We start from the raw sequence: 16,621 nt of genomic DNA, 5'->3' as shown, positions 1-16,621 counted from the left end.
GCAATCGAGGTTATCTTTTATGAACAGAAGACCTTTTGGTCATTCGGCAAATATATGGTCAGAAGTAAAAACGGGATTGAAAGCTACGTCAACTTCTTAGCCATTGCCTATAGCGGCGTTCAGCTTCTTCCCTTCAAACAGAAGAAGTATGCTCATTTGAAAACGGAAAGTTCTCAAGTGAAGAAACAACTCGTTGGAATGGCGATCCAGCAAGAAGTATTTTTCTATACTTTCGTGCTTTCCATCGAAAATAGGATTAAATCGTTGGCAATCCTAAAGGCTTATGAGCAATGGGTTGAAGAAAAACACAATTTTTAATTACTTGTAAAGTGGTATTTATAGATTTAGACTCGGGAAAACGGCTGATTTGGGTACACCCTAAATAGCCATTTGTAGAAAATAACCTCCATTCATTGCCTGCAACAAAAAATAGACCAAGAATGAAATCTTTGTGTGATTTCATTTTTGGTCTATTTTTAATTTTCACATCTATAGCATCAAAATGGGGAATTGCCACACCAATGGTACCACTTTGTAAGTCCGTCGGAAATTGTTTTGCTCTCTCAAATAATAGTGTCTCGTTTCCTTATTTTTTATTTTCATTCGATGCTTTTACAGTCGCCTCAACCATATCCCTTAGCATTTTTTGGGGGTCTGTTGCCTTCACTATACCACTGGTACATCCGACTCCATCAGCTTGCAGCAAGATTGTTCTATAGGCATCATCTGCCGTGCTGATTCCAGCAGCTTGCATAACTAACACATTCGGATTAAGACTCTTAACAGCTTCGATTGTTTCTTTAACATAGCTCGCATCACTTGTTTTACCGGTTCCAATTAACTCGGAAGGTTCGCACAGAACAATATCGGGACTTAGCATTGTGATTGCCTTTGCCTCTGCAATTGAATCTGCACATACAATTGTTATTATTTCAAGTTCAGCTGCGCGTTTAATTGCTTTAGCTAAACCATTCAGACTCACCGGTCGTTCAGCGTGATTTAGAAATACAGCACGTGCACCTGCTTCATAAAGTGATTCTGGTAAGACATGACCCATTCCTTTGTCCGGGTAAATGCCATCCAAATGCTGAGCTGTCACAATAATATTTTTGGAATTTGATGAAACAGCTGCAATATCGGCGAAGGGAGCGGTTACGAAAATTGAGATTGGAAATTCTTCCGCTAGTGTATCTGCTTCTCTAACCAGTTCCAATAAGTTTTCTCCAAACAAATAGGATTTGGGGTTAAAAACAAAGAATGGTGTGCGGATATTCGTTTTTTCCATGATTATCTCCCTTCATTTTATCAAAAATGCGCCATTTTAAGCCAGGAAGGTAACTCATTTAATTTGCTGATAATTCATCTTCCGTTACCCATTTATGGTTCCTGACTATTTCTTCGCCAGTTGTCGGTTTAAAGTCAATCATATAGATGGTAGTGGCTTCTGCTGATTCTATCGTTGCAAGTGCCCCTTTCATGCCCTCCATATGACTTGCTTCCAGCGTTACTTCCGTTCCAGGTTCAAGTGGCTCTTCAACATCTTTTGCTTCAGTTATTTCTTCCTTGATTACCCACTTATGGTTTGTTACTCGTGGATCGCCATTTGTTGGATTGAAGGATACTTCGTAGACTGTCGTGTCGAATGCCCCTACAACAGTACCCTCTGCCCCCAGCATTCCTGCCATATGGTCTGAGTTGACGATAACGCTGTCTCCTATCTGATATGCTGGATTTTCTGATGCGAGTAATCCTTCTGGTATTTCTCCTGAATCATCGTGCATCATTTCACCCATAGTCGTCGATGCATTTTCAACAGATTCAACTACAGATTCAACAGTTGAAATGGATTCAGAATCGCTATCTCCACTTTGATCAGTAGAACAAGCAGCCAAAAGCACCAGTGTGGAAAGACCTAATATACTTTGTATCAATCGTTTTTTTTCCATGGTTCATTCTCCTCCTTTATGGACTATTAATCGAAAGTACTCTACATTACACATTCTGTCCTTCCTCTTTTCAATAGTCAAATGATTAGTCTTACAATCCGTTGACCTGATCAGGGCTATAGGCTCATTTTAATATTCAAGTACCGCACAATTAATTTTGAGCTTATTTCAAGCTTCCCCACTAAAACCCGGTTACTCTTCTGTCACAGTATCACTTTCTTTTTTCGAACAACAGTTTTCCTTTTTCTTACCACCTAACATCGAGAGCATCATTCCCCCCATCATAATTGGGCATATAAATGGCGCGATGACTCCTAAAAAAGTCGCAAGGCCTATATTATACTTAGCAATAAATGGTATGGATACTATAATCAGTATTGGTAGGCCACAACAAATAATCATATGCAGCATATGATGTAATGGACTGTGTTTGTGCGTTCCTGATTTATCTTTATTTTCAACTTCATGGTGGTTCATAATTTATCCCCTTATTTTATATTTATTGTTTTTGACTTTAATCATTGCGATATGTGTGTGTTGATGTAAGGAAGAATTAACCTATATTGGACTTTATCTCCCTTAATAACTCAACTTTCGCACTTAAAAAATCTATTTGCCTATTTTCTTTTTTTTTGGTCTGAAATCATTTACTCTGTTGTGGGAATTACAAGATATTTCCATTCCCCAATAGGATTTCCATGTCTTTTTTATAAATAAAAATACTTTTTTAAACAACGCAGTCGCATCCTTTCTTTTCTATTAAGATACAAAATGAAAATAATCGTTTTCTCGTTGCATATTATTGTATTTTGACCTTATGAGATAGCTGAAACCTACAAATCACGAGGATGGGAGTAGCCCTATCTGATATTCGGTAGGACTGCATGTATCTACGGATTATTATTCCTTCAAGTACGACTAAATGTAAGATCAATCTTATTGGCAATTATCCTCAAACTAATCCTCCTTTATTTCCCTCTGTTTACAATTTTACAATACAGCATAATTATGTAGATTAAATGTAGTTTCGTTATCTAGACAAATCCCACATAATCCGCTGATATTATCTGCTTACAGAAATTTTTTCCTACCAGAGATAGAGTGAATATCGATACTGTACTTTCTAACCGTTTAAATTTTAAATTTTGGTGAATAAGTACTATGATTGAACTAAATAAAATGGTATCACTGCGAATTTTAAAAAAGCTTTCCAACATAGAAATAGGAGGCCCCAATATGCTTGAAAAGTCAGATTCGGAGCAAATTGCAAAGCGCGTCGATGGTGAGGAATTTACGAATGAAACGAAGGGCATCGCGATACCTACTGATCATATCAATGGTTTTTACATGAGACCGGGATTGTATCGGAATTTTGGAGTAGTCGTGACCCCTGGTGGTGTCAGCTTCACGGTTCATTCAAGAAAGGCCTCTTCCATTCAATTGGCCCTTTTTAAACCAAATGCCAGTGAACCTTATGTTCTCATTCCCTTTCCAGAGAATTACCGTATTGGAAATGTCCACTCGATGATTGTCTTCGGGTTGGACATTGAAACATTCGAATATGCTTATTTGGTCGATGGTCCGTACAATCCTAAAAAAGGCTTGATTTTTGATGCCACCCGATACCTTTTGGATCCATATGCAAAGGCAATAACTGGACAAAAACTCTATGTGGACCAAAAGAAAAATAGAAAAGGTTATCGGGCTCTAGTTTCGATAAATGATTTTGATTGGGGAAATCAGAGGTCTCCTATGATTTCGATGGGTGATTTGATTATCTATGAGATACATGTCCGAGGATTTACAAAAGACACTTCTTCGGGTGTGCAGGCTCCTGGAACTTTTTCCGGATTAGCCGAAAAAATTCCGTATTTGAAAGAATTGGGGATTAATGCGGTAGAATTGATGCCAATTTTTGAATTTGATGAAATTAGCGATCGGTTGGTGGAAGGCAAAGGCCTGGCAGACTATTGGGGTTATAACACAGTGGGTTTTTTTGCACCCCATACAAGTTATATCCATGATAAGGGAATCAACCGTACAGGTGATGACTTGAAGGAATTGATCCGGAAACTGCATGAGAACAACATAGAGGTCATCCTGGATGTTGTTTTCAATCACACTGCAGAGGGTAATGAGGAAGGTCCGTTTCTTTCCTTTAAAGGTTTCGATAATGCAGTGTATTATATGCTACCGCCAGATGGGAAATACTACAATTTCAGTGGTTGTGGGAACACCTTCAATTGTAATCATCCCATTGTGCAAAATCTGATTATGGATTGCCTCCGTTACTGGGTAACGGAATACCGTGTGGATGGTTTTCGGTTTGATTTAGCTTCTATTTTAGGAAGAGATCAGAACGGAGAGCCTATGTGTCATCCTCCCTTATTGAGAAATTTGGCGTTTGATCCGATTTTGGCCCATGTAAAACTAATTGCGGAAGCTTGGGATGCAGGCGGTCTTTATCAAGTCGGAAAATTTTCGTCCCACAACCGCTGGTCGGAGTGGAACGGGAAGTATCGGGACGATCTTCGTCGTTTTTTGAAAGGGGATACCGGCATGGCACATATCGTGGCAGAGCGCATTTCCGGTTCTCATGACTTGTATGACCCCGTCCGTAGGGGGCATGAAGCTTCAGTAAATTTCATTACCTGCCACGATGGGTTTACTTTACGGGATTTGTTCGCTTATAATCAAAAACACAACGAAGCCAATGGCTGGAACAATATGGACGGCGAGAACAACAATAACAGTTGGAGCTGTGGTGTGGAAGGTGATACAGACGACCCCGATATTCAAGCTTTGCGTAATCGGATGGCTCGGAATGCTTGTACCATCCTGTTAGCCAGTCAAGGAACACCGCTATTGTTGGCAGGTGATGAATTTGGCCGTTCCCAAGGTGGGAACAACAATCCGTATTGTCAAGATAATGAGATTTCCTGGCTAAATTGGAAGCTACTGGAAGAGAACAGAAATCTCTTCGAATTTTTCAAAAAAATGATTGCATTGCGTAAAAAACATCAGGTATTGCGCAACAGCAAGCTCCCAGCAAGCTGTGGATTGCCTGCATCTAGCAAACACGGAACGGAACCTTGGTATCTGGATCCTGCACCGGAAACGAGTTTTTTAGGTGTCATGCTCGCAAGTCGGAATGCACAGGATAGTCAGGATGAAATCGCCTATGTAGGAGTAAATTCCCATTGGATGTCGCAAATTATCCGTTTACCGGATTTACCTTCCGGACTATTCTGGAAATTGGCAGTCGATACCGGGTTACCCTCCGGCCAGGATTGTGAAACCCAAATGGATAAAATGAAAAAAGTTGGACCAACAATGGAACTGCAGCCTAGATCGGTAATTCTCTTGTTTGCAGCAGAATCCTGCACGACAGACCCCGAAATTGAACAAGCATTCCATGTCCAGGAAAGATAAATAAAAGAGTAAAATCGCATGAAATCAAACTAAAAACGTTGATTTCATGCGATTTATTTAAATTTTTATCTAATTTACTTAACGGGACCTAATCCTTTAGCATGTGAATAAAATTTGACGCATATCGTTGACAGCTCCGTCATCAAGAATTATCACTTTTGGTTGTAAATTCGAAACATCCCCCAACCGTGAAGGAGAATACCAATAACCAGTATTCCTATACCAAGCCCTGCTTCAACATAATCATCTATTAATGTACCTATACCAAACCCAGCAATACCCGCCCCAATCATCCAAATGAACAACTCAAGCGGGGTTGCTTTTGTTAGTTTCTGAAATTGATTCATCAGGATTTCACCCTTCCAGCATAAATGGGTAAACAGCAAATTACATTTTTTCGTAATCATCATTTTTTTTCATAAACTCGTGATTTCTAACCACTCTACTCACCAACTGGTCCTACTATTGTTTCAATATTTTCTTCTTTTGTTGGTATTCTTCGTCCGATATTTCTCCTTTTACATACCGCTGATTAAGGATTTCAAGTGCCTCATCTCGGCTATTTGAAGTTGTGCTATTATTATTGCCTCCCTGGACTAGTTTCATCACCGCATAAACGATGATAACTATTAAAATCACCAGGACAATCATCATGAAAATTCCCCAGCTACCCATCATGCCATATCCGTTATAATTCATCATTTTTTCCACTCTCCTTTTTGCTAATGTTCAGAAATCACTTGTTCCAAATCGCCATGCCAATCATGGTACCAGACTTCCCCTGTAAGGTCATTTACACTGAGCATCCCGATTACTTTGTCATCTTCCATGATATGAAAAGTGTAATAACCATAAAATGCATGCCCTTCACCCGGAACCGAAAAACTTTCTCCTAGCTGGCTCTTCACGAAATCATCCGCAATTTTGACTGCTTCTGTCCGATTCACTGTTGCCGTATACGTTTCGTTCGCATTGTAGCGTAAGAAGCCGCCCATCATCATGCTGTATTTCTCGTTCCACATCATGTTGGGTCCCGGCTCAGGATAAATCTGCCCCGTATAAGGATTGATCAAGAGTTCCATTGCCCCTCTACCGGTATCTTTCTCTTCCACCGAAACGTAGTAATCTGCATCGGTGAAGATAAAAATATCCGCCACTTGAAGGTTATTCCCATAAGCCTTCAAATAATTTTCGACATCCGTCAGAATTTGGTCCGGCGCCAATTTCTCATTACTGCTGTTCTGGTTGCTGTTGACTCTGCCACCCATCATGCCGCTGTTGTAATAACCTTGATTGTAAACGACTGTTTCAGCACTTTTTGCGAACAAAAACAACCAAATGCTGTACCCAATAAGTATTGCAATTGCACCAAACAGAATTACACCCCACACCAATTGCTGCTTGTTTTTCATAGCCTTGCCTTCTTTCTCCAAAAAGTCTTTAAAGCAATTTTGGGTCGGCACCTCATCTGATAAAATATACTTACTGAAATCCGTGGCATCAATGCACACCTCTACAATTTTAATTATAGTACCCTCGATTATTAAAAGCCAATTCTTACTACTTAAGCAAATTGAGAACTTTCGCCATGTTTCACCATGTTGAACGTGAAACGTACGAAGGATTCATCAGCTCCGCTGTGGGTATCCTCCTTCTGGAAGTACAGGTAATTCCATTTGCTAACACTAATATACCTGAGCAATATGTAGATTTGATGGAGATTCGTTTCTTCATACAGTCTACACAATTAACCAGTATTCTATGACTATGAAATCCAAAAAAAACAATCCGGAAAGAAGGATATAGACTATGCAAACAACTTTATTTTTCGTTTTAACACTACTGGTTCCTGTTTTGACGGTGGTAATCGTAAGTGCAGTTCGTAAACATAATTCTGTTTTAAGAGCAGATGTAAAAAGATTGCGGGTAGAAAATGAAGCCTTGAGAAAAGAGCTTCTAAAACGCGGTATCATCGAATATGTTTAACAGTGGCAAAAAACTATAACGCGAGAGAAAAAGCATGGAGAAAACTGTCTCCATGCTTTTTTGCCATTGATCGCAGAGGACCTAATTGAGAAGATTTTCTCGTGGGTTAGAAAGAACCACCATTAAGAATGAAATTGAAGGACTTCTTGTATTTTTCCGAATACAATGTCGGGCTCTTGCTCGCCATTAACCATAGAAACGATTCCCGCTTCCTGGTAGAAACTCATCAGTGCCTCCATTTCAACCGCACTCACTTGTAGTCGTCTTTCTATGACTTCTGATTTATCCTCCAACCGGGGTGAATCGCTCCTCTGTTCTAATCTTTTCCGCAAAACTTCTTTTCCAACGGCAAGATAGAGAACAGCATCCAACGACAGTCTTTTGCTTTCCAGATACGCATCTAAAGCTTCCGCTTGCTGTCGTGTCCGTGGATACCCCTCCAAAATGAAACCCGCTTTAATATCATCATCCCCCATACGATCCCAGAGCAGTTTGTTGACCAATCTATCAGGGACTAGTTTTCCCATATCCATGAAGGTTTTGACTTCTAGACCGATGGGGCTACCAATCTCAGCGTAGGATCGGAAAATTTCGCCTGTAGAGATATACGGAATATGATAGGCAGCTGCGATTTCCCTCGCTTGAGTTCCCAATCCCGCGCCGGGCATTCCTATTATAATGATATTCACTTTCCAACACTCCTTATCTGCATTATATCTTTATCGGATCACTCCCTACTAAGATAACGCATGATTGTGTAGGGGATATGGAGAAAACAGAAAATAAAAAATTCACCTAGTCCTGAAGGACTCAATAGGCCGACAGAACTTATCCTACTGCCACTTTAAAAGCAATAAGAATCTTCTTCTCCATAATACCCACACAATGAAAAGGTAAACTCAGTTCAGTAATATTGGAAAAATGCTGTTGTTCATTGCCCATAAGAGCAGTTACCGTGGGAAACGTTTTAGTGGTGTGTAATGACTAGCGCGAATGATGGAGGGAAACCCTATGAAGATTTTGATTGTTGATGACGAAACAAATATTTTAGATATTATGGAGGCGTACTTGATCGCTAAAAATTACGAAGTATTCAGAGCTCTGGACGGAGGTGAAGCACTCTGGAAAACCGAAACCATCCGGCCTGATCTCATCGTCCTGGATCTCATGCTGCCAGATATTTCCGGTCTCGAAGTCTGTCGAAAAATAAGAGAATCCTCCGACGTTCCTGTGATTATGCTGACAGCGAAAACAGCGGAACAGGACATCTTAATGGGATTACAAATCGGAGCGGACCACTACATGACGAAACCCTTCAGCCCTAAAGAACTGGTAGCACGTGTAGGGACCGTGCTACGGCGCACACACCCGGAACCCCAAGAAGTGAAATGGTCCTTCGAGGGAGGCCTATTGGAAATCTACCCCGATAACAAACAAGTATTCAAAAAAGGGCTGGAAGTGGACCTGACTTCAACGGAGTATGGTCTGTTGACCCTTCTGGCATCACATCCTCAGCAGGTATTTTCTCGGGAGCAGCTCCTGCATGCTGTAAAAGGACTAGATTTTAGCGGGACAGATCGAGTCATTGATGTCCACATTAAGAACTTGCGACAAAAGATAGAGGATGATACGCGAATTCCCCACTATATCCTGACGATATATGGGGCGGGATACCGATTTGGTGCTCAAAAATGAAAAGAACAATAAAGTGGCAACTCTTGCTTTCCTTTGTTTCGCTCTCCTTTATTCTGGTAGGCGCATTCAGTTGGATAACGCTGAATTTAATAGAAAGCCATTTTGCAGACTATGTTAAGGAGAGACAGGAGTCAGAGTTGGAGGAACACAGCTCTGACTTAGAGGCTCTCTATCAAGAAAACGGTACCTGGGAAGAAAATTCACAAGCGATCCAACGTATTGGGCAAAATGCTCTTCAACAGACCGTGATTGTAAGGATATATGACGAGGACGGGCAACTGTTATGGAGTCCGTCCGCTTCTGAGGAAGAAGAGGTCAAGAAAAAAGTTCAGAATCATCTCCTGCATATGGAACAAATGGTGGGAGATATAGATAGCGACTACTTACAAACCATTATTCCCCTCTATGATGGTACCGAAGAAATCGGTATGATAGAGGTTCAATCCCTGGGTCCTTATGCTTATACAGAACATGACGCACTATTCATTTCTGATATGAAAAGTAACTTGGTTCTGGTAGCCTTTATCTCTCTCCTCATTCCCCTCTTTTTTGCGGTATTGGTAGCCAAAAAGCTAAGTTCCCCCATCGTCACAATAAATAATTTCACCACGGAGATTGCCAAAGGTCGTTACAGCAGTCTTTCTCTGGAAGAAACGGGAATCCGGGAGATTGATGACCTTCTGGATTCAGTGAATGAGCTTTCGCTGCAGCTTCAACGCCAGCAGAAGATCCGAAACCGTTTGTCTTCCGATATTGCCCATGAAATCAGAACGCCCCTGACGACCTTGAAGGGGAATATTGAAGCCATGATAGATGGTGTCTGGGAGGTATCAGGAGAGCGTCTCTATCGTTGTTACGAAGAGGTGACCCGGATCACGCGTCTGATTGGGGAAATCGATCGGATCAATGAAATAGAAAGTCAGGAGACTCAGCTACAGAAAACTACCTTTGATCTTACAGAGCTTGCTCAACAAGTCGTGGACAATTTTCAGCCTATGCTGGTTGAAAATAAACTGAATTGCTCAGTTGGCGGCAATCGTATTTTTATTTCTGCGGACCGGGACAAGATCCATCAAGTCATAACCAATCTGTTGGCAAATGCCATTAAGTTTACCCCTTTGGGAGGGAAAATCGACCTTTACGTTTCGCAAGTCAAAAGCACCGTTTCCTTTCGGATTACGGACAATGGACAAGGAATCCCTCCGGACGAGGTGAGCCAAATCTTTGAACGGTTCTATATGGCAGAGCCATCCCGAAACAGTAAACTGGGTGGGCAAGGAATAGGCCTGTCCATTGTAAAAGGTATTGTGAATGCGCATCGGGGTACTATTTCCGTAGATAGTATTTATGGGAAGGGCACCACGTTTACCATTCATCTTCCCGTGAGCAAATAAAACAGAATCTGCAAAAAAAGTACTCCAACTAAGTAAAATTGGAGTACTTTTTTCAGTGGTATATTTGCTTATTGTGCAAGAACATCAATCTCTGCCTCATCCGGAGTATCAGATACAATCTCGATAAGCAAGCGATGGGGCAAATTTAGGCTGGTTTGGCCAGGGAATTGAATCCAACCTGTCCTCACGGCGATTTGCTGGGGGCTGTTATCTTCCTTGTCACGAATCCGTTCCCTATCAATTTCGATAATATTATACTGCCCGGGCGCAGGATAGTAGGTAATAAGCTTCTGTTCCTCATTTCCTGTGAGGAGAAAGCGGTCCACTTCGTCTCCATTGATTGAGATTACCGCATACAACTTACTCGTTTCATTATGCGTAGTTTGAACAGCGAAGATTATTGTTGGTATAACAGAAAAAACAATGAGAATGGTGACAATAATGATATCAAAAGGCTTCACTATTTTCAGATACTTCTTAATCATAGGGGCTCCTTCGCCAGTTTGACTACCTTCAATTTCTTTTTCCGTTGAAGTTCCATCCGTCCAGATAGTAGGTTTTGGCTGGATAATCTCTTCTACGGTAAATCCAAATGCCAATGGCACCTGCAAACAAGAGCAAGGATAAGCTCTGGGATACCCGCAGGAAATCACCAAGCCACAAACTATCGGTACGCAGGCCCTCTATGAAGAACCTGCCTGCTGAATACCAGATGGTATAGCTGAGGGCCACTTCCCCTTGCCGCAATAAACCCTTGCGGTTTCTTAGGGCAAAGATTACGCCAAATCCAAGCAGACTCCATAATGACTCATATAGGAAGGTAGGTTGGTAGTACACGCCGTTAATTTGCATCTGATCAATGATAAATTTTGGAAGGTACAAGTTCTCCAGAAAGGTTCGAGTCACTTCCCCACCATGGGCTTCCTGGTTGGTGAAATTGCCCCACCGGCCAATGGACTGGGCCAAAAGGACATAGGGAGCCAGCACATCCAACATCAAGGCTGCCGGTATCCCCTTTTTCTTCGTGTACCAATAGACGGTAAATCCCCCTGCAATCAATCCCCCATAAATGGCAATTCCACCATTCCAGATTTGGATGATTTCACCCGGATTTTGCAAATAGTATTGCCATTCAAATAGAACGTAATAGATTCTGGCTCCAATAAGTCCAATGGGAATAGCCCACATTGTCATATCTGTAACGGTATCTTCTCCCAGACCTCTTTTCCTACCCTCCCTGGACGCCAAGGAGATTGCCAAGAGCATAGCCGCCCCAATGATGATTCCATACCAATAGACGGTGAATGGGCCAAACGAGAAAGCTACGCGATCAATTGTTCCTGCTGTCGTTTCCATATTTTCCTCCTCAAATATAAAATTATGTGTTTATTCCTGCTTTTATAATCCCAAATAGGGTTCTGGATCAACCTGAACGCCATTCTCATAGACCTCGAAATGCAAGTGGACACCGGTAGAATCCCCCGTTGTTCCCATTATGCCCAATTGCTGCCCTTGGGATACTTTTTGACCGGGAGCAACCCGAAGACTGCCCGCTTCCATATGGGCGTATAAAGTTTGGAGCCCGTTTCCATGGTCGATTTTCACGTAGTATCCCCATGAATTATGGTACCCGGCCACCAGAACGGTTCCCTCTTTGGCTGCGACAATTGGTCCCGATCCAGCAAAATCCATGCCTGCATGCAATTTCCAGTCCCCTGTAATGGGATGGACTCGGTATCCAAACGGATCTGTTACGACTCCATTGCTGGGACGAATGAATCCAGATGCGGTGCTGGTCTTCACTTCAGGTAAATTTTCTCCCGCAGAGGCATACTCCACTACGTTACTTTCCTCAAAAAAGGTTTCTGGAACAATTTCCCCCGCCATTGTAACAGCGGCATCTTGCGCAGCTTGTTGTCGGGCTGCTTCTTCATCAGCGATCCGGCGTTGCTCCTCCTTCAGTTCATCGGAGAGGGTGCTCACGGATCCTGCAAGATTCTGCTGCTCCTGTGCAATCGCTTCTTTTTGTTCTAATGTAAGCTCATATTCTTGACCCAACTGCTCGATTTGGTTCTCCAGTCCTGCTTTCTGCGTCACCAAATTGGTTTTGGCTACTTGGATTTCCATATTCAGCGTTTCGAGCTTTTCCTGTTCTTTCTCTGCTGCTTGCTTTTTCTCCACGAGATCTACTTTATCCTTTTTCTGTTGGACAAGTGTTTCCTTGTTGATGTTCATAATGCGATTGACTAAGCTCATGTTTCCTATCATCTCTACAAGGTTCTCCGAGTTGATAACTGTTTCCAGAAGCGTACGTGGACTTGCATCTGTTTGGACGGCTCTGGCTTGCACTTCAAGCTTTTCTCCTCTTAGTTCAATCTGTTCTTCCAGTATTTCTGTCTCTTTACCCAATTCCTCTATTTTTTTCTCAGAAATTTGCAACTCCCCTTGCTGCTCAACTAATTGCAGGGTGAGCTTGTCGATTTCCTTTTGAAGGGTGATTGTTCCAACCCCAAGTTGCTCTTTCTTTGCATCCAATGTGTCCAATAGCTCTTGTTGCCCTGCAGAATTCTCATCCAACTCTTGGATTCTGCTTTCCAATTCCGTTTTTTGTTGATTCAGTTCTTCCACCGTATCAGCTTTCACATCCACAGGTATCACCAATAAACTTAAAAGAGAGGGAATTACTAAAATCTTGAGCATCTGTTTCCTGTTCATGTATCCTCCTTAAGTGTCGGCAAAATTTGCCCTTTTCTTTTGCTTATTTGACTGTACCAATGAATTATGTAGATTTTATGGAGTTGTTAATCTCCATAAAATCCACATAGTTTTACTCTATTCTTGTCTTAGAAAGTTATCCTGAATCTTATTTGCTTCATTTTTGGAATTGGATTCTTCGTAATTTTTAAATTTATCGTCTATTGCGATCCTCATTTGTTGGTTGTACTGTTGGCGAAAAAAAAGGAGAGTTGAACATGGAATCAATCTTATTTATTGTTTTGATGGTGGCAGGGCACATACTCATGATGTTTGTTATGCCGGGTATGCATGGCGGGCATAATCATAAAGGACATGGTCATGTGGATTCCGAATCGGAAGATAAGAAAAAGTTGGAAATTGAGAACAAGCAGTTAAAAGAAGAATTGAACGTAGTAAAAGCAAAAATAAATCAAAATGAATTGTGAGGTCCATTACACTTTGAAGCAGAAAATCATTCAAATCTCAGGGTTTATTTTCATTACCTTTTTCCTCTTATCTCTTTCAATAGCAGCAACCATCAACTTTTCCTTCCTTTATTCATTTGACATTGGTTACTTGAATATATCCGAATATGTAGGCATGCCGAAAGAACAAATCTTGACGAACTATCGTATCCTGCTTAATTACCTGAATACCCCTTGGATAGCTAACCTGGATATGCCGGATTTCCCCAGCTCAGCTAGTGGGTTATTCCACTTCACTGAAGTGAAGAAGTTGTTTATGTTGGACTACTTGGTTATGATTACTTCAGGGCTAGGCGCCTTCAGGTTTATGCAGTATTTAAAAAGAGAAGAGCAATACTGGCGGCTTCTTCGGTACTTCCAGTGGGGAGTGCTGCTTCCGTTGGGTGTTCTTACGGCTCTATTGATCAGTTTTGATACGCTTTTTGTGCTGTTCCACCAAGTATTTTTTAACAATGACGCTTGGCTATTTAATCCCGCAACTGATCCCATCATCTTAGCGCTGCCGGCGGAGTTCTTTATGCACAGCTTCCTCATGGCCTTTGGATTAATTGAAGTCCTTCTCGTGCTTGGGTACTTCATTACAAAAAAACGAATCGCTAATTCCTAGACTTTGAACATCCGGTTTTTTCTTATACCGCTTTCTGGCTGGTTTGAATCCGAAATTAAAATCGGGTCAACCCGGCCAGTTTTTTTATCCCCTCACAGTTCAGTGACACCGGTAACTATTCGATTCCTGCACACTCATTTTTTTGAAACAATCGCTGTACTTCACCATATTGAAACACCCCCAAAATTAGATTCCAATTTTGGGGGTGTTTCATATCATTCGCATTCATTTTGTATCTGTTTTGGTGCTAATCAATCTTCAAGAGTCTGGCATTCACGGCACATACCACGGTGCTGACGGACATCACGACCGCTGCCATTGCGGGTGTGACCAGGAAACCTTGGTTTGCCAACACGCCGGCAGCCAGTGGAATGGCAATCACATTATAGCCTACCGCCCAGACCAAATTCTCCACCATTTTGCGGTAGCTTGCCTTGGAAAGTTTGATAATGCTCAGTACATCTTTTGGATTGCTGTTCACCAGGATTACATCCGCAGTCTCAATCGCCACGTCCGTACCGGCCCCAATCGCGATACCCAAGTCGGCTTCCGCCAAAGCAGGGGCATCATTGATTCCATCTCCTACCATAGCCACTTTTTTGTTATCGGCTTTCAGGGAGCGGACGTTCTTGGATTTTTCATCCGGTAGAACCTCTGCGAATACTTGTGCCAATCCCAGTTTCTCGCCCACATAATTGGCGACACGTTTGTTGTCCCCTGTCATCATGATGGACTCAATCCCTTGCTTCTTCAATTCTTGAACGACCTCATAGGAAGTATCCCGGACCATGTCAGCGATGGCAATGACCCCTTGCAACACATTGTCCTTCAGAACAAAAACGACTGTCTTCCCTTGTTGAGCGAGATGATCAAAGCTTCCGTGGTTATACTCCAGGCCTCGTTTCTTCATACCGCCTGGGCTTACTACCGCCACTTCTGAACCATCCACTGTTGCTTGTAACCCTTCTCCCGTCAAATTCTTGTAGTCATTGATGGGCCTTAAAGTGACGCTCCGCTTCTCCCCTTCTCGAACAATCCCTTTCGCGATGGGGTGATCCGATTGACTCTCCACCGAATAGGCCAAGGAGAGGAGTTCATCTTCCGTTGTTCCTTCAGCAGCAAGGATATCCGTTACTCCGAAATTCCCTTCGGTCAAGGTACCAGTCTTATCAAAGACAATCCGGTCAATTCTACGAGCATCCTCAAATTGGGTCCGATTACGGATAAGTAAGCCTTTACGGGCTGCAATAGAGGTAGAGACAGCATTCACCAACGGAACGGCCAACCCCAGCGCGTGCGGGCAGGCAATGACAAATACGGTCACCATTCGAGCTAAGGCAAACTGTAGGTCCGCAACAAAGATCCAGTAGATAAAAGTAATGATCCCAATCACCAAAGCGATATAGAAGAGCCATTTTGCGGCTGTATCGGCAAGTCCTTGGGAACGGCTCTTTTGTTGTTGGGCATCATTAACCATTTGAATGACTTGGGCCAGATACGTTTCTCCACCTGTTTTTTCCACTTCAATTTTCAGAACGCCGCTACCATTAATGGATCCACCGATGGCATCTAGGCCCGGTACCTTTTCAACAGGAACGGATTCTCCTGTCAGCATGGATTCATCTACGGTAGATTGTCCCTCGTAAATCTTTCCATCCAAGGGAACTTTTTCTCCTGATTTTACTAAAATACGATCGCCGGGAACCAAATCTTCGACTGACACTTCGACAATGTTTCCTTCATCATCTAACTTGTGTGCCTCTTTCGGCATCAGTTTAATGAGCTCCTCCAATGCTCGGGAAGCTCCCATCTGGGACTTCATTTCAATCCAGTGCCCCAGCAGCATAATCAAGATTAAAGTAGCCAACTCGAAGTAGAAGTCCATTCCTTGAATGAAGAAGGTCGTCAAAGTACTGTAGATATAAGCGGAAATGATGGCTAAGGAAATCAGCATCATCATCCCCGGTGTGCGCGACTTCAACTCACTCCAGGCACCCGTAAGGAATGGTTTCCCCCCATAAAAGAAGACGAAAGAGGACATGAGGAACAGCAGGATACTATCTCCCGGGAAGTTTATTTCGTAATTGAAGAGCATCATCATAAATTCAGAAAGAATCGTGATTGGAATGGTGAAGACCAAGGCTACCCAGAATCGTTTCCGGAAATCAGCCACCATGTGCTCGTGGTGACCGGAATGGCCCATCTTGCTGTGATCCATTTGACTATGGTCCATCTGACTATGGTCCATCTGATTGTGGTCCATCTTGCTGTGGTCCATCTTGCTGTGATCCATTTGACTGTGGTCCATCTGACTGTGATCCATCTGACTGTGATCCATCT

General features: G+C 42.3%; 17 protein-coding genes and 1 pseudogene. 7 read left to right on the top strand and 11 right to left on the bottom strand.

Going from position 1 to position 16,621, the window contains the following annotated elements; genetic code table 11:
• A pseudogene (locus tag BMX58_RS14790) lies at window positions 1-318 on the top strand (IS701 family transposase); the annotation flags it as partial.
• A gap of 268 nt (window positions 319-586) precedes the next feature.
• Here the strand turns inward: BMX58_RS14790 and BMX58_RS13630 are convergent.
• From BMX58_RS13630 to BMX58_RS13620, 3 genes are all read right to left on the bottom strand, one after another.
• On the bottom strand, window positions 587-1,285 hold the full coding sequence (locus tag BMX58_RS13630; RefSeq protein ID WP_068624132.1) for a triose-phosphate isomerase: 699 nt from the start codon (window positions 1,283-1,285) through the stop codon (window positions 587-589).
• A gap of 58 nt (window positions 1,286-1,343) precedes the next feature.
• On the bottom strand, window positions 1,344-1,946 hold the full coding sequence (locus BMX58_RS13625) for a YdhK family protein (RefSeq protein ID WP_068624130.1): 603 nt from the start codon (window positions 1,944-1,946) through the stop codon (window positions 1,344-1,346).
• A gap of 192 nt (window positions 1,947-2,138) precedes the next feature.
• Entirely contained in the window at window positions 2,139-2,423 is a 285-nt protein-coding gene (locus BMX58_RS13620; RefSeq protein WP_068624127.1) for a hypothetical protein, read from the bottom strand.
• 684 nt (window positions 2,424-3,107) lie between these two features.
• On the opposite strand from BMX58_RS13620, the gene glgX reads away from it, so the two are divergent.
• Complete coding sequence (gene glgX / locus BMX58_RS13615) at window positions 3,108-5,378, top strand: glycogen debranching protein GlgX (protein WP_204243803.1); 2,271 nt, start codon at window positions 3,108-3,110, stop codon at window positions 5,376-5,378.
• 152 nt (window positions 5,379-5,530) lie between these two features.
• Here the strand turns inward: glgX and BMX58_RS13610 are convergent, their stop codons facing one another.
• From BMX58_RS13610 to BMX58_RS13600, 3 genes are all read right to left on the bottom strand, one after another.
• Entirely contained in the window at window positions 5,531-5,725 is a 195-nt protein-coding gene (locus BMX58_RS13610) for a hypothetical protein (protein WP_068624125.1), read from the bottom strand.
• A 115-nt stretch (window positions 5,726-5,840) separates the two neighbouring features.
• A complete protein-coding gene (locus tag BMX58_RS13605; RefSeq protein ID WP_068624123.1) occupies window positions 5,841-6,080 on the bottom strand; it encodes an SHOCT domain-containing protein in 240 nt (79 codons plus the stop codon).
• A 20-nt stretch (window positions 6,081-6,100) separates the two neighbouring features.
• Window positions 6,101-6,790, bottom strand: a complete 690-nt coding sequence (locus tag BMX58_RS13600; RefSeq protein ID WP_068624121.1) for a hypothetical protein — start codon at window positions 6,788-6,790, stop codon at window positions 6,101-6,103.
• Window positions 6,791-7,187: 397 nt separating this feature from the next.
• Here BMX58_RS13600 and BMX58_RS14785 point away from each other — a divergent pair, with 397 nt between their 5' ends.
• Window positions 7,188-7,364 (top strand): hypothetical protein, encoded by a 177-nt coding sequence (locus BMX58_RS14785; RefSeq protein WP_157077255.1) that lies wholly within the window; start codon window positions 7,188-7,190, stop codon window positions 7,362-7,364.
• 122 nt (window positions 7,365-7,486) lie between these two features.
• Here the strand turns inward: BMX58_RS14785 and BMX58_RS13595 are convergent, their stop codons facing one another.
• Complete coding sequence (locus BMX58_RS13595; RefSeq protein WP_068624119.1) at window positions 7,487-8,053, bottom strand: adenylate kinase family protein; 567 nt, start codon at window positions 8,051-8,053, stop codon at window positions 7,487-7,489.
• A 322-nt stretch (window positions 8,054-8,375) separates the two neighbouring features.
• On the opposite strand from BMX58_RS13595, the gene BMX58_RS13590 reads away from it, so the two are divergent.
• Both BMX58_RS13590 and BMX58_RS13585 read left to right on the top strand, forming a co-directional pair.
• A complete protein-coding gene (locus BMX58_RS13590) occupies window positions 8,376-9,059 on the top strand; it encodes a response regulator transcription factor (protein WP_068624117.1) in 684 nt (227 codons plus the stop codon).
• The gene (locus BMX58_RS13585; RefSeq protein WP_068624115.1) at window positions 9,056-10,453 is read left to right on the top strand and encodes a sensor histidine kinase; all 1,398 of its coding nucleotides are present in this window, start codon (window positions 9,056-9,058) and stop codon (window positions 10,451-10,453) included. Before BMX58_RS13590 ends, BMX58_RS13585 begins: the two co-directional genes overlap by 4 nt.
• A 68-nt stretch (window positions 10,454-10,521) precedes the next feature.
• On the opposite strand, the gene BMX58_RS13580 is transcribed toward BMX58_RS13585, so the two are convergent.
• The 3 genes from BMX58_RS13580 to BMX58_RS13570 are packed head-to-tail and all read right to left on the bottom strand — an operon-like array spanning window position 10,522 to window position 13,168.
• Window positions 10,522-10,938: a NusG domain II-containing protein gene (locus BMX58_RS13580; protein WP_068624113.1), complete on the bottom strand. Its 417-nt coding sequence runs from the start codon at window positions 10,936-10,938 to the stop codon at window positions 10,522-10,524.
• Between the two features lie 28 nt (window positions 10,939-10,966).
• Window positions 10,967-11,809, bottom strand: a complete 843-nt coding sequence (gene lgt, locus BMX58_RS13575; RefSeq protein ID WP_068624111.1) for a prolipoprotein diacylglyceryl transferase — start codon at window positions 11,807-11,809, stop codon at window positions 10,967-10,969.
• A 42-nt stretch (window positions 11,810-11,851) separates the two neighbouring features.
• Complete coding sequence (locus tag BMX58_RS13570; protein WP_068624109.1) at window positions 11,852-13,168, bottom strand: M23 family metallopeptidase; 1,317 nt, start codon at window positions 13,166-13,168, stop codon at window positions 11,852-11,854.
• 257 nt (window positions 13,169-13,425) lie between these two features.
• On the opposite strand from BMX58_RS13570, the gene BMX58_RS13565 reads away from it, so the two are divergent.
• Both BMX58_RS13565 and BMX58_RS13560 read left to right on the top strand, forming a co-directional pair.
• Entirely contained in the window at window positions 13,426-13,635 is a 210-nt protein-coding gene (locus BMX58_RS13565) for an adhesion protein (RefSeq protein ID WP_068624107.1), read from the top strand.
• A 52-nt stretch (window positions 13,636-13,687) separates the two neighbouring features.
• On the top strand, window positions 13,688-14,281 hold the full coding sequence (locus BMX58_RS13560) for a TIGR01906 family membrane protein (protein WP_420855204.1): 594 nt from the start codon (window positions 13,688-13,690) through the stop codon (window positions 14,279-14,281).
• 247 nt (window positions 14,282-14,528) lie between these two features.
• Here BMX58_RS13560 and BMX58_RS13555 read toward each other — a convergent pair.
• The coding region (locus tag BMX58_RS13555; RefSeq protein ID WP_093088870.1) for a copper-translocating P-type ATPase at window positions 14,529-16,621 on the bottom strand (2,093 nt) is incomplete at its 5' end.

This window comes from Trichococcus ilyis (assembly GCF_900109135.1).
Classification (GTDB): domain Bacteria; phylum Bacillota; class Bacilli; order Lactobacillales; family Aerococcaceae; genus Trichococcus; species Trichococcus ilyis.
Note: the sequence above shows the minus strand (reverse complement) of the source record. Positions and strands in the feature narration are given on the sequence as shown.